21 protein-coding genes are annotated in these 21,568 nt (G+C 71.5%); 16 read left to right on the top strand and 5 right to left on the bottom strand.

Annotated elements, in window-relative coordinates; all coding sequences use genetic code 11:
* Window positions 1–43: 43 nt before the first annotated feature.
* The gene (locus tag ACZ5XS_RS32515) at window positions 44–670 is read right to left on the bottom strand and encodes a TetR family transcriptional regulator (protein WP_468657386.1); all 627 of its coding nucleotides are present in this window, start codon (window positions 668–670) and stop codon (window positions 44–46) included.
* A 178-nt stretch (window positions 671–848) separates the two neighbouring features.
* Here ACZ5XS_RS32515 and ACZ5XS_RS32510 point away from each other — a divergent pair, with 178 nt between their 5' ends.
* From ACZ5XS_RS32510 to ACZ5XS_RS32500, 3 genes are all read left to right on the top strand, one after another.
* Complete coding sequence (locus tag ACZ5XS_RS32510; protein ID WP_217234760.1) at window positions 849–1,013, top strand: hypothetical protein; 165 nt, start codon at window positions 849–851, stop codon at window positions 1,011–1,013.
* Between the two features lie 43 nt (window positions 1,014–1,056).
* Window positions 1,057–1,323 carry a DUF4190 domain-containing protein gene (locus ACZ5XS_RS32505; RefSeq protein ID WP_468657384.1) on the top strand — a complete coding sequence of 89 codons (267 nt, stop codon included), beginning with the start codon at window positions 1,057–1,059 and terminating at the stop codon, window positions 1,321–1,323.
* A gap of 96 nt (window positions 1,324–1,419) precedes the next feature.
* The gene (locus ACZ5XS_RS32500; protein WP_468657382.1) at window positions 1,420–2,589 is read left to right on the top strand and encodes a cysteine desulfurase family protein; all 1,170 of its coding nucleotides are present in this window, start codon (window positions 1,420–1,422) and stop codon (window positions 2,587–2,589) included.
* 30 nt (window positions 2,590–2,619) lie between these two features.
* Here the strand turns inward: ACZ5XS_RS32500 and ACZ5XS_RS32495 are convergent, their stop codons facing one another.
* Window positions 2,620–3,303 carry an N-acetylmuramoyl-L-alanine amidase gene (locus tag ACZ5XS_RS32495; protein ID WP_468657380.1) on the bottom strand — a complete coding sequence of 228 codons (684 nt, stop codon included), beginning with the start codon at window positions 3,301–3,303 and terminating at the stop codon, window positions 2,620–2,622.
* A gap of 60 nt (window positions 3,304–3,363) precedes the next feature.
* Between ACZ5XS_RS32495 and mnmA the strand changes: the two genes are divergently transcribed.
* On the top strand, window positions 3,364–4,494 hold the full coding sequence (gene mnmA, locus ACZ5XS_RS32490) for a tRNA 2-thiouridine(34) synthase MnmA (RefSeq protein ID WP_468657378.1): 1,131 nt from the start codon (window positions 3,364–3,366) through the stop codon (window positions 4,492–4,494).
* A gap of 486 nt (window positions 4,495–4,980) precedes the next feature.
* Here mnmA and ACZ5XS_RS32485 read toward each other — a convergent pair whose 3' ends face one another.
* Both ACZ5XS_RS32485 and ACZ5XS_RS32480 read right to left on the bottom strand, forming a co-directional pair.
* The gene (locus ACZ5XS_RS32485) at window positions 4,981–5,760 is read right to left on the bottom strand and encodes an alpha/beta fold hydrolase (protein ID WP_468657376.1); all 780 of its coding nucleotides are present in this window, start codon (window positions 5,758–5,760) and stop codon (window positions 4,981–4,983) included.
* A gap of 37 nt (window positions 5,761–5,797) precedes the next feature.
* Window positions 5,798–6,121 (bottom strand): DUF427 domain-containing protein, encoded by a 324-nt coding sequence (locus ACZ5XS_RS32480; protein WP_468657374.1) that lies wholly within the window; start codon window positions 6,119–6,121, stop codon window positions 5,798–5,800.
* A 50-nt stretch (window positions 6,122–6,171) separates the two neighbouring features.
* Here ACZ5XS_RS32480 and ACZ5XS_RS32475 point away from each other — a divergent pair, with 50 nt between their 5' ends.
* The 9 genes from ACZ5XS_RS32475 to gatB all read left to right on the top strand — a co-directional run bounded on the left by ACZ5XS_RS32475 (window position 6,172) and on the right by gatB (window position 17,167).
* Window positions 6,172–6,711, top strand: a complete 540-nt coding sequence (locus ACZ5XS_RS32475) for an LOG family protein (protein ID WP_468657372.1) — start codon at window positions 6,172–6,174, stop codon at window positions 6,709–6,711.
* 17 nt (window positions 6,712–6,728) lie between these two features.
* Window positions 6,729–7,427 carry an SDR family oxidoreductase gene (locus ACZ5XS_RS32470; RefSeq protein ID WP_468657370.1) on the top strand — a complete coding sequence of 233 codons (699 nt, stop codon included), beginning with the start codon at window positions 6,729–6,731 and terminating at the stop codon, window positions 7,425–7,427.
* Between the two features lie 282 nt (window positions 7,428–7,709).
* Entirely contained in the window at window positions 7,710–8,711 is a 1,002-nt protein-coding gene (locus ACZ5XS_RS32465; protein ID WP_468657368.1) for a methionine synthase, read from the top strand.
* 15 nt (window positions 8,712–8,726) lie between these two features.
* Window positions 8,727–10,919: an NAD-dependent DNA ligase LigA gene (gene ligA / locus ACZ5XS_RS32460; protein WP_468657366.1), complete on the top strand. Its 2,193-nt coding sequence runs from the start codon at window positions 8,727–8,729 to the stop codon at window positions 10,917–10,919.
* Between the two features lie 279 nt (window positions 10,920–11,198).
* Window positions 11,199–13,454: a putative bifunctional diguanylate cyclase/phosphodiesterase gene (locus tag ACZ5XS_RS32455; RefSeq protein WP_468657364.1), complete on the top strand. Its 2,256-nt coding sequence runs from the start codon at window positions 11,199–11,201 to the stop codon at window positions 13,452–13,454.
* A 142-nt stretch (window positions 13,455–13,596) separates the two neighbouring features.
* Complete coding sequence (gene gatC / locus ACZ5XS_RS32450) at window positions 13,597–13,893, top strand: Asp-tRNA(Asn)/Glu-tRNA(Gln) amidotransferase subunit GatC (protein ID WP_007384860.1); 297 nt, start codon at window positions 13,597–13,599, stop codon at window positions 13,891–13,893.
* Window positions 13,894–13,898: 5 nt separating this feature from the next.
* Window positions 13,899–15,401, top strand: coding sequence for an Asp-tRNA(Asn)/Glu-tRNA(Gln) amidotransferase subunit GatA (gene gatA, locus ACZ5XS_RS32445; RefSeq protein WP_468657362.1), 1,503 nt, complete (start codon window positions 13,899–13,901; stop codon window positions 15,399–15,401).
* Window positions 15,398–15,637: a hypothetical protein gene (locus tag ACZ5XS_RS32440; protein ID WP_468657360.1), complete on the top strand. Its 240-nt coding sequence runs from the start codon at window positions 15,398–15,400 to the stop codon at window positions 15,635–15,637. The genes gatA and ACZ5XS_RS32440 overlap by 4 nt, the downstream gene beginning before the upstream one ends.
* Window positions 15,638–15,652: 15 nt before the next feature.
* Window positions 15,653–17,167 (top strand): Asp-tRNA(Asn)/Glu-tRNA(Gln) amidotransferase subunit GatB, encoded by a 1,515-nt coding sequence (gatB, locus tag ACZ5XS_RS32435; protein WP_468657358.1) that lies wholly within the window; start codon window positions 15,653–15,655, stop codon window positions 17,165–17,167.
* A gap of 98 nt (window positions 17,168–17,265) precedes the next feature.
* Here the strand turns inward: gatB and ACZ5XS_RS32430 are convergent, their stop codons facing one another.
* On the bottom strand, window positions 17,266–18,069 hold the full coding sequence (locus ACZ5XS_RS32430; RefSeq protein WP_468657356.1) for an SAM-dependent methyltransferase: 804 nt from the start codon (window positions 18,067–18,069) through the stop codon (window positions 17,266–17,268).
* Between the two features lie 189 nt (window positions 18,070–18,258).
* Here ACZ5XS_RS32430 and ACZ5XS_RS32425 point away from each other — a divergent pair, with 189 nt between their 5' ends.
* The 3 genes from ACZ5XS_RS32425 to ACZ5XS_RS32415 all read left to right on the top strand — a co-directional run bounded on the left by ACZ5XS_RS32425 (window position 18,259) and on the right by ACZ5XS_RS32415 (window position 21,564).
* Window positions 18,259–18,552, top strand: coding sequence for a hypothetical protein (locus ACZ5XS_RS32425; RefSeq protein ID WP_468657354.1), 294 nt, complete (start codon window positions 18,259–18,261; stop codon window positions 18,550–18,552).
* A gap of 212 nt (window positions 18,553–18,764) precedes the next feature.
* Window positions 18,765–21,011 carry an MMPL family transporter gene (locus ACZ5XS_RS32420; RefSeq protein ID WP_468657352.1) on the top strand — a complete coding sequence of 749 codons (2,247 nt, stop codon included), beginning with the start codon at window positions 18,765–18,767 and terminating at the stop codon, window positions 21,009–21,011.
* Entirely contained in the window at window positions 20,989–21,564 is a 576-nt protein-coding gene (locus ACZ5XS_RS32415) for a GNAT family N-acetyltransferase (RefSeq protein ID WP_468657350.1), read from the top strand. The genes ACZ5XS_RS32420 and ACZ5XS_RS32415 overlap by 23 nt, the downstream gene beginning before the upstream one ends.
* Window positions 21,565–21,568 lie beyond the last annotated feature (4 nt).

Here is a 21,568-nt window from a genome sequence, read left to right as displayed (position 1 = left end):
GAAGCAGGGCCGAGCCCGGAGGTCGTAGCACCGACGCCCGGGCTCAGTCCAGCCAGTGATCACGGCCGATGCTGATCAGGCGCAGCTGCCGGGTCGCCACCTGGACGACCCGCTCGCGCTCCTCCTCGGTGGCCTCCAGCGCCTCCAGGAACAGGGAGGCGGTGATCAGCATCTGGTCGACGTACAGGTTGGCCAGCATGAGGAGGTCGTCCTCGCTCCAGCCCGCCGACTCGGGGTCCTTGGCCAGCTCGGCCCTCACCTCCTCGCCGAACCGGGCCAGTTGGCCGCGTATCGCCTCCCGCACCGGCTGGACTCCGCCGTGTCGCTCGCGGGCGATAAAGCGGACATGTGCGGGGTGCTCGGCCACATGACCGGCGATCAACTGGACGGCACGGGTGATGCGTTGGTCGTGGTCGTCGGCCCCGGACACCGTCGTCCGGATCATCGGGTGCAGGCCGCCCACCGCCTCCTCGACCAGGGCCACGCCGAGATCCGCGGTGGAGCGGAAGTGCCGGTAGAAGGCCGTGGGGGCGACGCCGACGGCACGGGTGACCTCACGCAGGCCGAGACTGCTCAGGCTCTGCTCCTCCAGCAGTTCCAACGCGGCGTCGAGGAGTGCCTGCCGGGTCTTCTGTTTCTGTGCCTGCCGGATGCCGAGGGTGTGACTCATGCCATGCAGTTAACAACTGTTCTCTGTAATTGGAAAGTCATAGGAGGCGCTAGACTGGGAAGTCAGTGAACAAGTGTAACTACAACCGTTCACCGAAACGCAATGAGACGTGACGAGAGTCGTCATCGATCGCCGCCAAGAGGCATCGAGAGGCATCTCGTCGGAGGGGGTCCCACCCATGCTGTTCCTCGTCGCCGCACTCCTGCTGCTCGGTGTCGTCCTCGGCACCGTCGCGCACGCGCCGATCGGCTTCACCGCCGTCGCCGCCGTCGTGATCGCCGCCTGGCTCGGCATCTTCGCGATCCGCGAGCGCCACGGCCGCCGCCGCGGAACCACCCACTGACCAACGTCCCGTGACTTCCGCGACTTCCAGGAGCTGACCCGTCATGCAACTCACCGCACCGGCCGCCCGCCGCACCGGCATCCGCGACGCCGACGGCATGGCCGTCGCATCCTTCGTCCTCGGCCTTCTCGGCCTCCTCGTCCTCAACGTCGTGCTCGGCCCGACCGCCATCGTCCTGGCAGCCGTCTCCCTGTGGCGTGGCACGACCCGCAAGGGCCGCGCCTACCTGGGCATGGGGCTCGGGGTCGCCGACCTGCTGGTCCTGCTGGCGTTCATGCAGATGGACAGCTCGGTCTCCTGGAGCTTCTGACCGCGGCCGGAGCCTGTGACCGCGGCGCCGCCCGGTCCGCCACCGCGAGACGCCCCGCCGAGGCCCGGCCCCAGGCCCCGTAGAATCGGCGTCACCATGGCATACCTCGACCACGCCGCGACCACCCCGATGCTTCCCGAGGCAGTCGAGGCACTCACCGCGCACCTGGCCAGCACCGGCAACGCGTCCTCCCTCCACGCATCGGGCCGCCGAGCGAGGCGAACCGTCGAGGAGGCCCGCGAGACCCTCGCGGAAGCGCTCAGCGCCCGTCCCAGCGAGGTCGTCTTCACCTCCGGCGGCACCGAGGCCGACAACCTCGCCGTCAAGGGCCTCTACTGGTCCCGCCGCGCCGCCGACCCGGCCCGCACCCGGGTCCTCGCGAGCCCCGTCGAGCACCACGCCGTCCTGGACGCCGTCCACTGGCTGGGCGAACACGAGGGCGCCACGATCGAGTACCTGCCGGTCGACGCGTACGGCAGGGTCCACCCCGACGCGTTGCGCGAGGCCATCGCCCGCAACCCCGACGACGTCGCCCTGGCCACCGTCATGTGGGCGAACAACGAGATCGGCACGGTCCTGCCGATCCGTGAACTCGCCGAAACAGCCGCCGAGTTCGACGTCCCCCTGCATGCCGACGCCGTCCAGGCCTTCGGCCAGGTACCCGTCGACTTCGCCGCCTCCGGCCTCGCCGCGATGACGGTCTCGGGCCACAAGATCGGCGGTCCGTACGGCATCGGCGCCCTTCTCCTGGGCCGTGAGCACACCCCCGTCCCCGTCCTGCACGGCGGCGGCCAGGAGCGGCACGTCCGCTCCGGCACCCTCGACGTCCCCGCGGTCGCCTCCTTCGCGGTCGCCGGCCGGCTGGCCGCCGAACAGCGCGAGTGGTTCGAGCGCGAGATCGGCACCCTGCGCGACAGCCTGGTCGAGGAGGTCCTCAAGGCGGTCCCCGACGCCATCCTGGGCGGCGACCCGGCTCCCGGCGGCCGCCTGCCGGCCAACGCCCACTTCACCTTCCCCGGCTGCGAGGGCGACTCCCTGCTCCTCCTCCTGGACGCCCAGGGCATCGAGTGCTCCACCGGCTCCGCCTGCACCGCGGGCGTCGCCCAGCCCAGCCACGTCCTCCTCGCCACCGGCACCGACCCGGACCTGGCCCGCGGCACCCTCCGCTTCTCCCTCGGCCACACCTCCACGGAGGCCGACGTCGAGGCCGTCGCCAAGGCGATCGGCCCGGCGGTGGAGCGGGCACGCGCGGCGGGACTGACGTAGGACCCTCCCCCGGGGCCTTACCGGGACCGCTCAGGCCACCGCCGTACGAGCCTGCCGTACGAGCTTCATGTACCGGTCCCAGTCCCAGTGCTTCCCGGGATCGGTGTGGTCCGTCCCCGGCACCTCCACATGGCCGATGACATGCTCGCGGTCGACCGGGATGTCGTAGCGCGCGCATATGCGGGCCGTGAGCCGGGCCGAGGCCTCGTACATCTCGTCCGTGAAGTCCTGCGGCCGGTCGACGAAGCCCGCGTGCTCGATGCCGACACTGCGTTCGTTGTAGTCGCGGTTGCCCGCGTGGTACGCCACGTCCAGCTCGCGGATCATCTGCGTGATGTGCCCGTCCTTGCGGACGATGTAGTGCGAGGCCGCGCCGTGTCCGGGGTCCTGGAAGACCTTCACCGCGCTGTCGAAGCTGCCCTGGGTGACATGGATGACCACCATGTCTATGCCGAAGTCGTCGGGGCGGTCCGCGCGCCGCCAGTTCGCGTCGGACGCGGCCACCCAGCGCGCGCCGGCGTAGTCGACCTCGCCCTGCTTGCGCGGCTTCTCCACGCCGGGCGCCCGCCACCACAGGCGTGCCAGCTCGTCACGGGCCAGCACGGCCGTGCCCGCCGCGGCCGCCGTACCGCCGATCAGCAGTGCGCGCCGGCCGATCCGCCGGTCCGTGTCCGCACCGGCGGTCCTGTCCTTGCCTGCTCCTGTGGCCCCCATGTGATCGTGAACGGATACTCGTGGGCTGCGGTTCCCGAGCCCCCTTACTCTTGAAGGGTTATGACTGACACCACGCAGCCCACTCGTCCTCTCCGCGTCCTCGCCGCCATGTCGGGCGGGGTCGACTCCGCCGTCGCCGCCGCCCGCGCGGCCGAGGCGGGACACGACGTGACCGGCGTCCACCTCGCCCTGTCGGCGAACCCGCAATCGTTCCGCACGGGCGCCCGTGGCTGTTGCACCATCGAGGATTCGCGCGACGCCCGCCGCGCCGCGGACGTCATCGGCATCCCGTTCTACGTGTGGGACCTCGCCGACCGCTTCCGCGAGGACGTGGTCGAGGACTTCGTCGCCGAGTACGAGGCCGGCCGCACCCCGAACCCCTGCCTGCGCTGCAACGAGAAGATCAAGTTCGCCGCCCTGCTCGACAAGGCCCTCGCCCTCGGCTTCGACGCGGTCTGCACGGGCCACTACGCCCAGGTGATCGTGCGGGACGACGGCACCCGCGAGCTGCACCGCGCCTCCGACATGGCCAAGGACCAGTCGTACGTCCTCGGCGTCCTGGACGACCGGCAGCTCGCCCACGCGATGTTCCCCCTCGGCGACACCACGACGACCAAGGACGAGATCCGCGCGGAGGCCGAGCGCAGGGGCCTCGCGGTGGCCAAGAAGCCCGACTCGCACGACATCTGCTTCATCGCCGACGGCGACACCCAGGGCTTCCTCGCCTCCCGTCTCGGCAAGGCCGAGGGCGAGATCGTCGACGAGTCGGGCGCGAAGCTCGGCACCCACGAGGGCGCGTACGGCTTCACCATCGGCCAGCGCAAGGGCCTGCGCATCGGCACCCCCGCCGCCGACGGCAAGCCGCGCTACGTCCTCGACATCTCGCCGGTGAACAACACGGTGACGGTCGGCCCGGCCGACGCCCTGGACGTGAGCGCGCTCACCGCCATCAAGCCGCGCTGGTGCGGCGCCGCCCCGACCGGCCCCGGCACCTACACCGCCCAGCTGCGCGCCCACGGCGGCGAGACCGAGGTCACCGCCGAACTCGTCGACGGCTCCCTGGAGGTCACCTTCGCGGAGCCGGTCCGGGGCGTGGCCCCCGGCCAGGCGATCGTCCTGTACGACGGCACGCGCGTGGTGGGGTCGGCGACGATCGCGTCCACGGTGCGGGCGACGGCGGGCGTGGCGTAACGGGAGGAGCCGCCGGGCTCGGCCCGGCCCGGCCCGGCCCGGCTCGGCTCGGCTCGGCTCGGCTCGGCTCGGCTCGGCTCGGCTCGGCTCGGCTCGGCTCGGCTCGGTCCGGACCGGCTCGGTCCGGACCGGCTCGGTCCGGCCCGGCTCGGCTCGGCTCGGCTCGGTCCGGACCGGCTCGGTCCGGCCCGGCTCGGCTCGGCTCGGCTCGGTCCGGACCGGCTCGGTCCGGCCCGGTCCGGCCCGGTCCGGCTCGGCTCGGCTCGGCTCGGCCCGGCCCGGCCCGGCCCGGCCCGGACCGGACCGGCTCGGTCCGGCTCGGTCCGGCTCGGTCCGGCTCGGCCCGGCTCGGTCCGGCTCGGCCCGGCTCGGCCCGGCTCGGCCCGGCTCGGCCCGGCTCGGCCCGGCTCGGCTCGGCCCGGCTCGGCTCGGCCCGGCCCGGACCGGCTCGGCCGGGCTGGGGCCTGCTCGGGCCGGCACCCGGGTTCACCGGGCGAAGAACTCCGCCAGCACGGGTGCGAGGGCGTTCGGGTCCACCATGTGGGTCTGCCCCTCCAGCGCCCGGTACGTGCCCTCCGGCGCCGCCTCGGCGACCTCCTGCGCCCCCTCGCGCAGCCAGGCGGGGCTCGCCCCTCCCGCGACGGCCAGGACGGGGACGGTGATCGAGGCCAGCAGGTCCCGGGGGACCAGGCCGTCGCCCATCACGGCGTTGTCGTGGGCGAGGCTCGGCGCGACGGCCTCCATGCCGGGCCACATGGGGGACCGGCGGGCACCCTGGATCATCTCCTCGGCCAGCCCGGTGAGCCGCAGGAACAGCTCCACCGCGTCGCCGGGCCGGCCCTGGGCGAGCGCCTCGGTCAGACCCCGGGTGTACTCGGCGCGTTCCTTCGCCCCGCCCTCGTACACGGCGAACGGCGGCTCGTACACCGCGACCCGGCGCACCGGCAGCCCGCTCGCCGCCGCGTGCAGCGCGAGCGCGCCGCCCGAGGAGACGCCGTACAGCGACGCCTCGCCGCCCGCGGCCTCGATCAGCGCCGCAAGGTCCTCGACCTCACGCCGCACCGCGTACGGAGGCGTGTCGCCGCTCGCGCCGCGGCCCCGGCGGTCGTACCAGACGACGCGGAAACCCCCGGACAGCGGCACGGCCAGCGGCGCCACCGTCGCTCCCGTCGACATGGCCCCGCTGACCAGGATGACCGCGGGGCCCTGACCGGTGCTCTCGTACGCGAGGGAGGTGCCGTCGTGTGAAGTCGTCTTCTTGTCCATGCCTGTGAAGACTGCCGGACGACACCGGACTAACCGGTCACGACACTTCCACCTCGTAGAAGCAGAGGTGGTCCTTGATGCCGGCCACGTCCGGCTTCGGGTCGGGGTACGCCCAGACCAGGTCGGCCGCGTCCGGCAGCGACCAGTAGGAGGCGGTGCCCTTGAACGGGCAGTACGTGTGCGTCTCGGAGGGCGTCAACAGGTCGAGCCGTACGTCCTCAGGGGGGATGTAGTACCGCACCGGACAGCCCGTCTCCCGTAGGAGGAGGGGCCGTTCGGTCTCCGCCAGCACGCGGTCGCCGTGGACGACCCGTACGCGCTGCGTGCCCTGCTCGATGGTGATCGTGTGTCCATGGGCCATACCGGAACAGCGCTCACGGGCCGCCGGTTCTTCCCGGCTACGGTGGTTTCATGCGAATCTGCGTCTTCCTCTCCGCGGCCGACCTCGACGAGCGGTACACCCGCCCCGCGCGCGAGTTCGCCAAGCTGATCGGCAAGGGCGGGCACACCCTGGTGTGGGGCGGATCCGACGTCGGGCTGATGAAGGTGGTCGCCGACGGGGTGCACGAGGCGGGCGGCCGGCTGCTGGGCGTCACCGTGCGGTTCCTGGCGGCCAAGGCACGTCAGGGAGCCGACGAGATGGTCGTCGCGCACGACCTGGCCGAGCGCAAGAGACTCCTCCTGGAGAACGCCGACGCGGTCGTCATCATGGTCGGCGGCACCGGCACGCTCGACGAGGCGACCGACATCCTGGAACTGAAGAAGCACGGCCACACCGACAAGCCGGTGGTGCTCCTCAACACCGCGGGCTTCTACGACGGCCTCAAGGAGCAGTTCCGCCGCATGGAGGACGAGGGCTTCCTGCCGCGCCCGCTGAGCGACCTGGTGTTCTTCGCGGAGGAGCCGGTGGGGGCGCTGGCGTACCTGGAGGAGAGCCGGGGCGTGGCCTGAGGGGGCCTGATGCGAGCATGGCGGACATGGCTACTCATGTGATCACCGGAGCCGGCTCCGGCATCGGCGCGGCCGTGGCCCGCCGCCTGCACGCGCGCGGGGACGAACTCGTGCTGCACGCGCGCGACGCCGGCCGCGCGAAGGAGTTGGCCGCGGAGTTCCCCGGCGCGAAGACACTGGTGGGCGACCTCGCGGACCCCGACAAGCTGTCCTGGGCCTTCTCGCACCAGTCGCTTCCCGACCGCGTCGACTCCCTGCTGCACATCGCCGGGGTCGTCGACCTGGGCCCGGTGGGCGAGCTGACCCCCAGGTCCTGGCGCCACCAGCTCAACGTCAACCTCATCGCCCCCGCCGAGCTGACCCGTCACTTCCTGCCCCAACTCCGCGCCGCGCACGGTCACGTGGTGTTCGTGAACTCCGGCGCCGGCCTGAACGCCCACGCCGACTGGTCGGCGTACGCGGCGTCGAAACACGGCCTCAAGGCCCTGGCGGACGCGCTGCGCCACGAGGAGCACGCGAACGGCGTCCGTGTCACCTCGGTGTATCCCGGCCGCACGGCCAGCCCCATGCAGGTCAAGGTCCACCAGCAGGAGGGCAAGGAGTACGACCCGTCGCAGTGGATCGACCCCGAGTCGGTGGCGGCGACGATCCTGCTGGCCGTGGACCTGCCGAGGGACGCGGAGATCAACGACCTGACGGTCCGCCCGGGCCGCTGACGGCTGACGGCCGTGGGGGTTCGCGCCCCTGAGGGCTCCGCCCCCGGACCCCCGGCCTATGCCCACCCACCACCCGTCTCGGTGGGTTCAGAGGTCACCCTTTCAACCCACCGAGACGGGTGGTGGGTGGGCGAAGGCCGGGGGTCTGGGGGGCGGAGCCCCCTGGTACGGGGTCGAAGGGGCAGCGACCCTGGAGGATGGGACGGGTAGGGGCGGCGGGGGCGAGAAACCGCCCCGCACCGGAGCACCACCCCCCACCACCACCTACGTAGGCTTCTGCACGTGACCGCAACCTTCAGCTTCGCCCCCGCCACCGGCATCGGCTCCCTCCCCGGCGGCGACGCCCTGGAGGCCGCCAGGACCGCCACCGGATCCTTCGACGACTTCCCGTTCCTGCCCGAGCTCCCCGCCCGCGGCCCCGGCGCGGACATGATCGGCCGGACCGCCGGGATGCTCGTCGAGCTGTACGCGCGCGTGGAGCCCAGTGGCTGGCGGCTCGGCGACCACCCGGGACGGGACACCAGGCGAGCCCGGTCGTGGCTCGTCCAGGACCTCGACGCACTGGAGGAGTTCACCCAGGGCTACGAGGGGCAGCTGAAGGTGCAGGCCGTCGGGCCGTGGACCCTCGCCGCGGCCCTCGAGATGAAGAACGGCGAGGCGGTCCTCTCCGACCCAGGCGCCTACCGCGACCTCGCCGGCTCGCTCACCGAGGGACTGCGCGAGCATCTCGCGGACGTGCGACGCCGCGTACCCGGCGCCCAGATCGTGCTGCAGCTCGACGAACCCTCCCTCATCGCCGTATTGCGCGGTCAGGTGAGGACGGCCAGCGGCTACCGCACCTACCGCGTCCCCGACCGCCAGGCCGTCGAGGCCACGCTCCGGGAGGTCATCGGGGTTCACGGCGGCGGGCCGGTCGTGGTCCACTCGTGCGCACCGGACGTCCCGTTCGCCCTGCTGCGCCGGGCGGGCGCGGCGGCCGTCTCCTTCGACTTCTCGCTTCTCACCGAGCGTGACGACGACGTGATCGGCGAGGCGGTGGAAGGCGGCACCCGGCTCTTCGCCGGTGTCGTGCCGGGCACGGACGGCTCGTTGTCAGACCCTGCCGGTAGCGTCATGGGTGTCAGGACGTTGTGGCGCAGGCTGGGGCTGCATCCGGGGCTTCTCGGGGAGGCGGTCACGGTGACGCCGTCGTGCGGACTCGCGGGGGCGTCCCCCGCGTATGCGCGCGAGGCCCTCGCCCACTGCGTCCGGGCGGCGAGGTCCCTCGCGGACAACCCAGAGTAACGGGAGGACAACACGGTGGCCGGCGAAGAGCAAGCGGAGACGACGGTGCCCGCCGAGGCACGGGAGAAGCACGCGCAGCTCGCTGAGCAGATCGAGGAGCACCGCTTCCGGTACTACGTGAAGGACGCTCCGGTCGTCAGCGACGCGGAGTTCGACAAGCTCCTGCGCACCCTCGAGGCGCTGGAGGAGGAGCACCACGAGCTGCGCACGCCGGACTCGCCGACCCAGAAGGTCGCGGGGGCGTACGCGACGGAGTTCACGGCGGTCCAGCACCGCTCCCGCATGCTCTCGCTCGACAACGCCTTCAGCGACGAGGAGCTCGCGGCCTGGGCCGAGCGCGTCGCCAAGGACGTCGGCGCGCCCGGCTACCACCTGCTGTGCGAGCTCAAGGTCGACGGGCTCGCCGTCAACCTGACGTATGAGCACGGCCGCCTCACGCGCGCGGCGACCCGAGGCGACGGCCGCACCGGCGAGGACATCACGCCCAACGTCCGTACGATCGCGGAGATCCCCGACCGTCTGACCGGCGACCGCGTCCCGGACCTGGTGGAGATCCGCGGCGAGGTCTACTTCCCGATGGAGAAGTTCGAGGAGCTCAACGCCCGCCTGGTCGAGGCGGGCGACAAGCCCTTCGCCAACCCGCGCAACGCGGCGGCCGGTTCACTGCGTCAGAAGGACCCGCGCGTCACCGCCACCCGCCCCCTCCACATGGTCGTGCACGGCATCGGAGCCCTGGAGGGCTTCGACGGCATGACCCGCCTCTCCCAGGGCTACGACCTGCTGAAGACCTGGGGCCTGCCCACGTCCCGCCACAACAAGGTGGTCGACGGCCTCGACGGCGTACGGGAGTTCATCGCGTACTACGGCGAGAACCGGCACTCCGTGGAGCACGAGATCGACGGGGTCGTGGTCAAGCTCGACGAGATCCCGCTCCAGGGCCGGCTGGGCTCCACCTCGCGCGCCCCGCGCTGGGCGATCGCATACAAATACGCGCCCGAAGAGGTGAACACCAAGCTCATCAACATCCGCGTGGGCGTGGGCCGTACGGGCCGGATCACTCCGTACGCCCAGGTCGAACCGGTCACCGTCGCGGGCTCCGAGGTGGAGTTCGCGACCCTGCACAACCAGGACGTCGTCAAGGCCAAGGGCGTGCTGATCGGCGACACCGTGGTGCTGCGCAAGGCAGGTGACGTCATCCCGGAGATCCTCGGCCCGGTCGTCGACCTGCGCGACGGCAGCGAGGAGCCCTTCGTCATGCCGTCGAAGTGCCCTGAGTGCGACACACCGCTGAGGCCGATGAAGGAGGGCGACATCGACCTCCGCTGTCCGAACGCCCGCACCTGCCCCGCCCAGTTGCGCGAACGTCTGTTCTATCTCGCGGGCCGCAAGTCGCTGGACATCGAGCACTTCGGGTACGTCGCCGCCGCGGCCCTCACCAAGCCGCTGGAGCCCGCCGAGCCGCCGCTGTCCGACGAGGGCGACCTGTTCGACCTCACCATCGAGCGGCTGCTGCCCATCAAGGCGTACGTCCTCGACCAGGACAGCGGCCTGCCCAAGCGTGACCCGAAGACCGGCGAGGAGAAGGTCGCCACCGTCTTCGCCAACCAGCAGGGCGAGCCGAGGAAGAACGCGCTCGCCATGCTGGAGAACATCGCGGCCGCGAAGCAGCGCCCGCTCGCCCGCGTCCTCACCGGCCTGTCGATCCGTCACGTGGGCCCGGTCGCCGCCGAGGCGCTGGCCCGCGAGTTCCGCTCCGTCGACCGCATCGAGCAGGCCTCCGAGGAGGAGCTCGCGAACACCGACGGCGTCGGCCCGATCATCGCGAAATCACTCAAAGAGTGGTTCTCCGAGGAGTGGCACCAGGAGATCCTGCGCAAGTGGAAGGCCGCCGGCGTCCGGATGGAGGAGGAGGGCTCCGGCGAGGACGAGGGCCCTCGTCCGCTCGCAGGGCTCACCGTCGTCGTGACCGGCACACTCGAACGCTTCACCCGCGATGGCGCCAAGGAGGCGTTGCAAATTCTTGGCGCGAAAGTGACCGGTTCTGTTTCGAAGAAGACGTCTTTCGTCGTAGTGGGTGACAATCCAGGTTCGAAGTACGACAAGGCGATGCAGCTCAAGGTGCCCGTGCTGAACGAGGACGGCTTCGACGTCCTGCTGGAACAGGGACCGGAGGCGGCGGCGGAAGTCGCCCTTCCGGCTCAGGAGTAGCGAGGAGCAGCGGTTGAAGGCCACCCGATCGGCGCATACCAGATGCATACGGGTGGCCGGGGCGCATTCGGGCAACCGTCGACGACCGGTGCCCGTGGAAGCCTTCTGCGGCCTACTGTTGAGATGTGCGCCTGCCGTGCCCAGCTGCGGTCGGGGCATCCCTTTGCTCTTGAAGAGTCATGAAGAGCACGGGGAAGGGTTTTCCAACGCGGCACCGTCGAGTGTTGTCGGGCATCGGGCCGCGTGGCGTGGGCACCGCCGGCTGTGAGAGGGACGGGAATGGAACCGAGCGAGAGCGCCGCCCCGGACTCACGGCTGCGCCTGCGCCGGATGGTCGGCGCATGGCGAGAGGGCATGCGGAGCGGGCGGCCCGCGGAGCGTCCCGGCGCGGAGGGGCGCCCTGCCGGACACTACCCGGCCGGACCCTACACGCAGACCGACGGCCCCAGCCCCTCACAGCACGCCGGCGAACACACATCCGGGCAGCGGGACGCCGATGGGGAACGGCACCTGGCGTGGCCCGCGCTGCCCACGGCGGTCGTCGCGGCGGCCGGGTTCGTGCTGGGCGCCGGCTTCTACCGGGCCTTCACCGACGGCCACGCGCTCTTCCCGTCCGGCACCGTCGGCTGGTCGCTGGCCGTGCTGACCGGCGTCATCGTCGGCCACCTGGTCGCACTCGGCCGGGCCCGCTGGTGGGGCGGCACCGGATCCGGCGCCGCCCTCACCCTCGCCGTCCTGCTGCTCTACGGCTGGGTGCCGTCCGGAATGGTCAGCCTCACCGTCGTCCTGCTGGTCGGCGTGGCCCGCCGCGGACGCTGGCGCGAGGGCGTCCTGCACGGCGCGGTGGACATCCTCGGCATCGGCGCCGGAGCGCTGGTGCTGGGCGCGTTCGGCCGGGTGCCGTCCGTCGAGCACCCCTGGGACCCCGAGACCTGGACCCTCTACACCGCCCCCGAGGTGGTGCTGGTCGCGGTCGCCTACCTCGCGGTCACCCGCACCCTGGGCTGGTACCTGAACGCCCCGCGCTCGGGCGGACTGCCCACCGTCGCCCGCACCGCCCTGGTCAGGCAGGGCCTGGTCGCGGTCGCGCTGCTCGGTATCGCCCCCCTGGTCTGCGTGGTCGCCAGCGCCAAGCCCATCCTGCTGCCGATGTTCGCCATTCCCCTCGTCGCCCTCGACTCCACCCTGTGGATAGCCCGGGCCCGGGCGGAGGAGCAGCTGCGCGATCCGCTGACCGGGCTTCCCAACCGCCAGTGGCTGCTGGAACGCATCTGGACGGCCCTGGACGAGGCCGAACGCATCGGCGCCCGCTCCGCCCTGATGCTGATCGACCTGGACCGCTTCCGGTCGGTCAACGACACACTGGGTCACCTCGCCGGTGACCGGCTGCTCCTCCAGATAGCCGACCGGCTCCGGCTGGCTCTGCCGCGCGGTGCGGAGGCCGCCCGGCTCGGCGGCGACGAGTTCGCCGTCTTACTGCCGGTCGCCGACTCCACGACCTCCGCGACCCGGGTCGCCCGCGGCCTCGTCGCCGCCCTCAGCTCCCCGCTCGACCTCGACGGCCTCACCCTCGTCCTGGAGGCCAGCGCCGGAGTCGCCGTCTTCCCGGACCACGCCCTGGACGCCGAGGGGCTGCTGCGCCGGGCGGACGTCGCGATGTACCAGGCGAAGCGGGACCGTACGGGCGTCGAGGTCTACGAGTCCAAGCGGGACTCCAACACCCCGGACCGGCTCGGACTGCTGGGCGATCTGCGCCGGGCCCTCGACGCGCGCGAGGTCGAACTGCACTACCAGCCCAAGGTCCGCTTCGACGGACAGGTGGCCGGACTCGAAGCCCTGGTCCGCTGGGTGCACCCCGAGCGTGGCAAGGTCCCGCCGGACGAGTTCATCGCCATCGCCGAGTCGTCCGGCCTGATGCCCCACCTCACCGAGTACGTGCTGGACACGGCCCTCGCCCAGGTCGCCGAGTGGCGCTCACAGGGGCTGTTCGTCCCGGTCGCGGTCAACGTCTCCCCGCGCGACGTCCACACGCCCGGCTTCGCGGGCTCGGTGGCCGCCCGGCTGGCCCGACACGGCGTCCCGGCGGGAGCGCTCCAACTGGAGATAACGGAACACGTCCTCCTGGAGGACCCGCAGCGCGCCGCCGACACCCTCGCCGCGCTGACCGGCCACGGCGTGAAGATGTCCCTGGACGACTTCGGCACCGGCTACTCCTCGCTGGTCCACCTGCGCCGGCTCCCCGTCAGCGAACTGAAGATCGACCGCTCGTTCGTCGCCCGGCTGGCCGTCGACACCGAGGACGCGGAGATCGTGCGCTGCACCGTCGACCTCGCGCACTCCCTGGGCCTGCTCGTCGTCGCGGAGGGCGTCGAGGACGACGAGACCTGGGAGCGGCTGCGGGACATGGGCTGTGACGCCGTACAGGGCTGGCTGGTCGCGGCCGCGATGCCGCCGGGGGAGACGACGGCGTGGCTGCGGGCGCGGGGGTCGCGGGGGTGGCAGCGGCCGCGGGCGGCGTTGCCGGCCGCGGAGTAGCTTCTTGAGCACCCTCGGCGGCCACAGGAAGTCGGCGGCAGACGGCGGGTGACGAGCGCTCGCGTAACCGTTTAACGGCCACAGGCCGCCGCCGCATAGGATTGGCCCCAAACCACACTCACTCACCCCTGAGGATCGCTGCATGCCTGGCATCACGCGCGAGGAGGTCGCCCACCTCGCCCGGCTGGCGCGTCTGGAGCTGAAGCCCGAAGAGCTCGAGCACTTCGCGGGACAGCTGGACGACATCATCGGCGCGGTCGCCCGCGTCAGTGAGGTCGCCGACCAAGACGTACCGCCGACCTCGCACCCGCTCCCGCTGACGAACGTCATGCGCGCGGACGAGGTCCGTCCGTCGCTCACCCCCGAGCAGGCGCTCTCCGGCGCCCCGGCCCAGGAGCAGCAGCGTTTCAAGGTGCCGCAGATCCTGGGGGAGGACTAACCGCCATGACGGACAACGTCACCATCATCAAGCTCACGGCCGCCGAGACCGCCGCGAAGATCGCCTCCGGCGAGCTCACCGCGGTCGAGGTCACCGAGGCCCACCTGGCCCGCATCGAGGCCGTCGACGAGAAGGTGCACGCCTTCCTGCACGTCGACCGCGAGGGCGCTCTCGCCCAGGCGCGTGCCGTCGACGAGAAGCGGGCCAGGGGGGAGAAGCTCGGTCCGCTGGCCGGCGTTCCCCTCGCGCTCAAGGACATCTTCACCACCGAGGGCATCCCGACGACCGTCGGCTCGAAGATCCTCGAGGGCTGGATCCCGCCGTACGACGCGACCGTCACGAAGAAGCTGAAGGCCGCCGACGTCGTCATCCTCGGCAAGACCAACATGGACGAGTTCGCCATGGGGTCGTCGACGGAGAACAGCGCCTACGGCCCGACCGGCAACCCCTGGGACCTCACCAGGATCCCCGGCGGCTCCGGCGGCGGTTCCTCCGCCGCGCTCGCCTCCTTCCAGGCCCCGCTGGCCATCGGCACCGACACCGGCGGCTCCATCCGCCAGCCGGCCGCCGTCACCGGCACGGTCGGCGTGAAGCCGACGTACGGGGCGGTCTCCCGCTACGGCATGGTCGCCTTCTCCTCCTCCCTCGACCAGGGCGGCCCCTGCGCCCGTACGGTCCTGGACGCGGCCCTCCTGCACGAGGTCATCGCCGGGCACGACCCGCTCGACTCCACCTCCATCGACGCCCCGGTCCCGCCGGTCGTCGAGGCCGCCCGCAACGGCAGCGTCGAGGGCATGCGCGTCGGCGTGGTCAAGCAGTTCCGCGGCGAGGGCTACCAGGCCGGCGTCATCCAGCGGTTCGACGAGTCCGTCGCCCTCCTCAAGGAGCTGGGCGCCGAGATCGTCGAGCTGGACTGCCCGTCCTTCGACCTCGCCCTGTCGGCGTACTACCTCATCGCGCCCTCCGAGTGCTCGTCCAACCTGGCCCGCTTCGACGGCCTGCGCTACGGCCTGCGGACCGGCGACGACGGCACCCACTCGGCCGAGGAGGTCACCTCCCTCACCCGTGAGGCGGGCTTCGGCCCCGAGGTCAAGCGCCGCATCATGCTCGGCACCTACGCCCTGTCGAGCGGCTACTACGACGCGTACTACGGCAGCGCCCAGAAGGTCCGTACGCTCATCACCCGCGACTTCGAGAAGGCCTTCGAGCAGGTCGACGTGATCGTCTCGCCGACCACGCCGACCACCGCCTTCCCGATCGGCGAGCGCGCCGACGACCCGATGGCGATGTACCTCGCGGACCTGTGCACCATCCCGACCAACCTGGCGGGCAACGCGGCCATGTCGCTGCCCTGCGGTCTCGCCCCGGAGGACAACCTTCCGGTCGGGCTGCAGATCATCGCCCCCGCGCTGAAGGACGAGCGGCTTTACAAGGTCGGCGCCGCCGTCGAGGCCGCCTTCGTGGAAAGGTGGGGTCACCCGTTGATCGAGGAGGCTCCGTCGCTGTGAGTGCACTGACCAAGGCCAAGGGCTTCAAGAAGTCCAAGTCCGGTACGTACCTGTCCATCGCCGGGACCGCGTTCGGCGCGTTCGGCGTCGCCAAGCGGCTGAAGAAGGCCCGCGCCGACAAGGACACCCTGGTCCTGATCGACGCCACCGTGTCCGCCGTCGCCATCGTCACCAGTCTCGCCATCCTCTACCGCGAGCTGAAGCGGCTGGGCGACGACGACGTCCTGCTGGGCTGAGAGGGAAGTTTCACCGTGACCACCACGACCGACCTGGAGTCGTACGAGGACGCGCTGGCGTCGTACGACCCCGTCATGGGCCTCGAGGTCCATGTCGAACTCGGCACCAGGACGAAGATGTTCTGCGGCTGTTCGACCGAGCTGGGCGCCGAGCCCAACTCGCAGACCTGCCCCACCTGCCTCGGCATGCCCGGCTCGCTGCCGGTCGTCAACGCGACCGGTGTCGAGTCCGCGATCAGGATCGGTCTCGCGCTGAACTGCGAGATCGCCGAGTGGTGCCGCTTCGCCCGGAAGAACTACTTCTATCCGGACATGCCGAAGAACTTCCAGACCTCCCAGTACGACGAGCCGATCGCCTTCAACGGCTACCTCGACGTACAGCTGGAGGACGGCGAGACCTTCCGCGTGGAGATCGAGCGCGCCCACATGGAGGAGGACACCGGCAAGTCGATGCACGTCGGTGGCGCGACGGGCCGTATCCACGGCGCCTCGCACTCGCTCCTGGACTACAACCGCGCCGGCATCCCGCTCATCGAGATCGTCACCAAGCCGATCGAAGGCGCGGGCGAGCGTGCTCCCGAGGTGGCGAAGGCTTACGTCCGTGAGCTGCGTGAGGTCATCAAGGCGCTCGGCGTCTCCGAGGCCCGGATGGAAATGGGCCAGATGCGCTGCGACGTGAACCTGTCGCTGCGCCCGCACGGCCGGGAGAAGTTCGGCACGCGGTCAGAGACGAAGAACGTCAACTCGCTGCGGTCGGTGGAGCGGGCGGCCCGCTTCGAGATCCAGCGGCACGCTGCCGTGCTGAACAGCGGCGGGACGATCATCCAGGAGACCCGGCACTTCCACGAGGACACGGGGTCGACGACCTCGGGCCGCGTCAAGGAGGAGGCCGAGGACTACCGGTACTTCCCCGAGCCGGACCTGGTGCCGGTGGCCCCCTCGCGCGAGTGGGTCGAGGAGATCCGGTCGGGTCTGCCCGAGCTGCCGCTGGTCCGCCGCAACCGCCTGCGCGAGGAGTGGGGCATCAGCGGCACCGAGATGCAGGCGATCCTCAACGCCGGTGCGCTGGAGCCGATCGTCGCGACCATCGAGGCCGGTGCCGACGCGGCCTCCGCCCGCAAGTGGTGGATGGGTGAGCTGGCCCGCAGCGCCAACGAGTCGGGTCGCTCGCTCGACGAGCTGGCGATCACGCCGGAGCAGGTCGCCCGCGTCAGCAAGCTGGTCTCCTCCGGCGACCTGAACGACAAGCTGGCCCGTCAGGTCATCGAAGGCGTCCTCGCGGGCGAAGGCACCCCGGACGAGGTCGTCGACAAGCGCGGTCTGAAGGTCGTCTCCGACGAGGGCGCTCTCACCACCGCCGTGGAGGAGGCCATCGCCGGCAACCCGGGCGTCGCGGACAAGATCCGCGGCGGCAAGGTGGCCGCGGCCGGTGCCCTGGTGGGCGCGGTCATGAAGGCCACGCGCGGGCAGGCGGACGCGGCTCGGGTCAAGGAACTGATTCTGGAGAAGCTGGGCGTCAGCGAGGGCTGAGTCCCTCGTCGGCCCCCTGGCAGTGAGCACCGGGGGGACGCATCGGCCGCGATGCGTCCCCCCGGTGTGTCATTCACCGGCGTGTCGACCGGCGTTCCTCACCGACGGCGGCCGACCACGCGCGCGAAGCCCAGTGCGCGGCCCTCGTCGGCGTGCAGCAGCTCCACCGACTCACGGGCCATGCCCGCCATGAACTCGCTCGGGCTCTCCTCGGCGCACACCTCGCTCCACAGCAGCCAGTCCTTCCAGCCGTCCTCCAGCCAGTCGGCGGTCTCGACCTCCACGGTCCCGCTGCGGGTCCAGTGGCGGCGCCACCAGGCGGGCGTGTGGAAGGCCCAGAAGCCGGGGTCCCAGAACGGCTTCAGGTGCTCCGGCGGCTCGGCGCCCGCCGGCTCCTCCCGCAGCGCGGGCACGACGACACCGATCCGCCCGCCCGGCTTCAACAGCCGGGCCAGCGTGGGCAGATAGAGGTCGTTGGTGCCGAAGTACTGGTAGGCGTCGATGCTCACGATCGCGTCGAAGCCGCCCTCGGCGAACGGCAGGTCGTGCGCCTCGGCGTGCACGGGCAGCACACGGTCGGCGAAACCGGCCTCGGCGATCCGCCGGGCGTTCTCGTCGGGCGCGACCCACAGATCGGCCGCGGTGACCTGGGCGTCGTACTCCCTGGCCAGGAAGACCGAGGTCATGGCCCGGCCGCAGCCCAGATCGAGGACGCGGGCGCCGGGGCGCAGGGCGTCCAGGCCGAGAGCGGGCGCGAGCCACTCCAGCAGCCACAGCGCGTGCGGGCCCATCTGGTTCTCGATGGTCCAGCGGACGTCGTAGCCGTTGCTGCGCGGGTAGCGGGCGCTGCTGAGCCGCTTGGCGAGGTCCTCATTCGAGGACTTCTGGGTGTTGTCTGGCATCGGTGAACGGGCTCCTTGAGTCCGGGGAAGCGGAAAGGGATACGGAGGAGCTCGGTCGGACGCTCAAACAACGCACCTGCTCAGGCCGGCGGCGAGGGGCCGCGAGGACGAGGGACCCGCGGAAGCTAGCAGTCGGCCGCCAGGCCCCGCATCCGGGTTTCCCGGCGGGACGCGCTACGCTCGCCCGCCATGAGCGGACGCGGTGATTCCGAGATGCCCGACGTCGGAGACCCGGCCGAGGACGCCCGGCGGGCACGCTGGACGGCGGCGGCGACGGGGGCGGTGCTGACGCTCGCGGGCCTCGCCGCGTCGACGCTACGCCTGACCGGTTCCGCACCCACGCTGGTCCCGGCCGCCTACGCTTTCGGCGCGGCCGTGTGCGGGCTGGCGTCGGTCCTCGGGTCCCGGGGGCGCACCCGGCGGGCCCTGTGGCTGCTGGTCGGCGGTGTGATGGTGATGGCGCTGGGCGACCAGTTCGACTGAGGTGACAGACTGCCCGTTACTGTCCTGTGATCTGCCTCCCACTCCTGTGAACAAGCCCACGAACGAGGCAAACGATCACTTTCGCCTGCAAGAGTGGTCCTCACATTGCTCATGCGTTCTTTGCGGGCCGTTCACATCATGTAATCGAATGACGTCTTATGAACGACTGTTCCCGGTCAAAGATCCACAAATAACCCCCCGGGAGCACGTTCGTGGCAGCCCTCGCACGCTGGTGTGTCCAACGACGCCTCGTCGTCGTTCTCCTGTGGCTCCTCGCCCTCGGCGGAGTGAGCACAGCCGCCGCCGTCGCGGGCTCCGCCTACTCGAACGACTACGAGGTCCCCGGCACCGAATCGGGCCGCGCCACCCAACTGCTGCGCGACGGCTTCCCGGACCTCGGCGGCGACAGCGACACCGTGGTCTGGCACACCACGTCCGGCACCGTCCGCGCCGCCGACGTCGAACAGGTCATGACCCGCACCCTGGACCGGATCGAGGCCCTGCCCGGCGTGGCCGACGTGTCCGGCCCCTACGCCGAGCAGGGCGCCGCCCGGATCAGCGCGGACGGACACACCGCGTACGCCACGGTCACCTTCGACGATCCGGCCGAGACCATCGACCAGGGCGAGGCACAGGCCGTCGTCAGCGCCGCCGAGGACGCCGAGACCGACGGGCTCCAGGTGGAGCTGGGCGGCAGCGCCATCGGGCTCACCGAATCGTCCGGCGGCCACCTCGCCGAGGTGGTCGGCGTGGTCGTCGCCGCGGTCGTCCTGTTCCTCGCCTTCGGCTCGCTCGCCGCCTCGCTGCTGCCCATCGCCACCGCGCTGGTCAGCGTGGGCACGGCGTACGCCGGGATCGGGCTGCTCGGGCACGTGATGACCGTCGCCGACTTCGCGCCCATGCTCGGGATGCTGATCGGGCTCGGGGTCGGCATCGACTACGCGCTGTTCATCGTCACCAGACACCGGCGCGGCCTCAAACGCGGACTGTCCGTGACGGAGGCGGTCACCAACGCCGTCGCCACCACCGGACGCGCGGTGGTCTTCGCGGGTGCCACCGTTTGCATCGCCCTGCTGGGGATGCTGATCCTGCGGCTCGGCTTCCTCAACGGCGTCGCGATCGCCGCCTCGCTGACCGTCGTCCTGACGGTCGCCGCCTCCGTGACCCTGCTGCCCGCCCTGCTGTCCTTCATCGGCATGCGTGCCCTCAGCCGACGCGAGCGGCGCCACCTCGCGGAACACGGGCCCCAGCCCGAGCTGCCGACCGGGCTCGCCGCCCGCTGGTCGGCGTTCGTGGAGCGCCACCCCAAGCTGCTCGGCGCGCTCGCCCTGGCCGTGATCACGGTCCTCGCCCTGCCCACCTTCGGACTCCGCCTGGGCACCTCCGACCAGGGCAACAACCCGCAGGCGTCGACCACACGCCAGGCCTACGACCTCCTCGCCGACGGCTTCGGACCCGGCGTGAACGGCCCCCTCACCCTCGTCACCCACGTCGGCGGTGCCGAGGACAAGCTCGCCCTCGACAACCTCGACGCGACGATCCGCTCCACCGAGGGCGTCGCGTCGGTGACACCGGTGACGTACGACACCGGCGGCGACACCGCGTACTTCACGCTCGTCCCCGAGTCGTCGCCGCAGTCCCAGCGCACCAGCGACCTCGTCGACCGGCTGCGCACCGAGGTCCTGCCGCGCGCCGAGAAGGGCACCGCCCTCGACGTGCAGGTCGGCGGGGTGACAGCCGGCTACGATGACTTCGCCGACGTCATCGTCGGCAAGCTGCCCCTGTTCGTCGGCGTCGTCATCGGCCTCGGCTGTCTGCTGCTCCTGCTCGCCTTCCGGTCCGTCGGCATACCGCTGAAGGCCGCCGCGATGAACGTCGCCGCCGTCGCCGCCGCCTTCGGTGTCGTCGTCGCGATCTTCCAGTGGGGCTGGGGGAGCGAACTGCTCGGGCTCGGCCGGGCGGGGCCGATCGAGCCCTTCCTCCCCGTGATCATGGTGTCCGTCCTCTTCGGGCTCTCCATGGACTACCAGGTCTTCCTGGTCAGCCGGATGTACGAGGAGTGGCTGGAGACCGGCGACAACCGGCGGGCCGTCCGCGTCGGCCTCGCCGAGACCAGCCGGGTGATCAACTCCGCCGCGGTCATCATGATCTCCGTCTTCCTCGCCTTCGTGCTCAGCGGCGACCGCGTGATCGCCATGTTCGGCATCGCGCTCGCCGCCGCCGTCGCCCTCGACGCCTTCGTGCTCCGTACGCTGCTGGTGCCGGCCCTCATGCACCTGCTCGGCGGCGCCAACTGGTGGCTGCCGCGCTGGCTGGACCGCCGTATGCCCCGCCTCAGCATCGAACCGCCCGAGTGCCGTGCCGCCCATGAAAGGCTGGCCGCCGCGACGGACGCCGAGGCGGCGGACGTACTGGCGAAGGGGCGGGAAAAAGAGGATGTACGCGATATCCCTGGGTGACGACGGAGCCGAGCTGCGTCCCCTGGAGCCGTGGCACGCCGAGGAGTTCCTGGCGCACCTGGACCGGGGGCGCGAGTTCATCGGACAGTTCATCGCCTTCGGTTCCCAGGCGACGGACGTGGACTCCGCGCGCGAGACGCTCCAGCGGTACGCCGACATGCGCGCCGCCGACACCGGATCCCTGCACGGCCTGTGGCTGAACGGGCAGCTCGTGGGAGGTGTGCTCTTCCTGAACTTCCACGCCGACACCGGCAACTGCGAGGTCGGCTGCTGGCTGGAGCCCGCCGGCACCGGACGCGGCCTGGTCACCCGGGCGATGCGGGTCCTCATCGACTTCGCGATCGAGCAGCGCGGTATCCACCGCGTCGAGTGGATCGCCGCCGCGGGGAACACACCCAGCCTGAACGTGGCCCGGCGGCTGGGGATGACCCTGGAGGGAGTCCGGCGCGAGACGCACCCCTATCGTGGGGTGCGGCACGACCTCGAGGTGTGGTCCGTTCTCGCGCCCGAGTGGCGGGACGCACGCGCGCGTACCGCCCACAGCCAACGTTAAGAAA

Source organism: Streptomyces sp. NPDC033131 (assembly GCF_055578365.1).
Note: the sequence above shows the minus strand (reverse complement) of the source record. Positions and strands in the feature narration are given on the sequence as shown.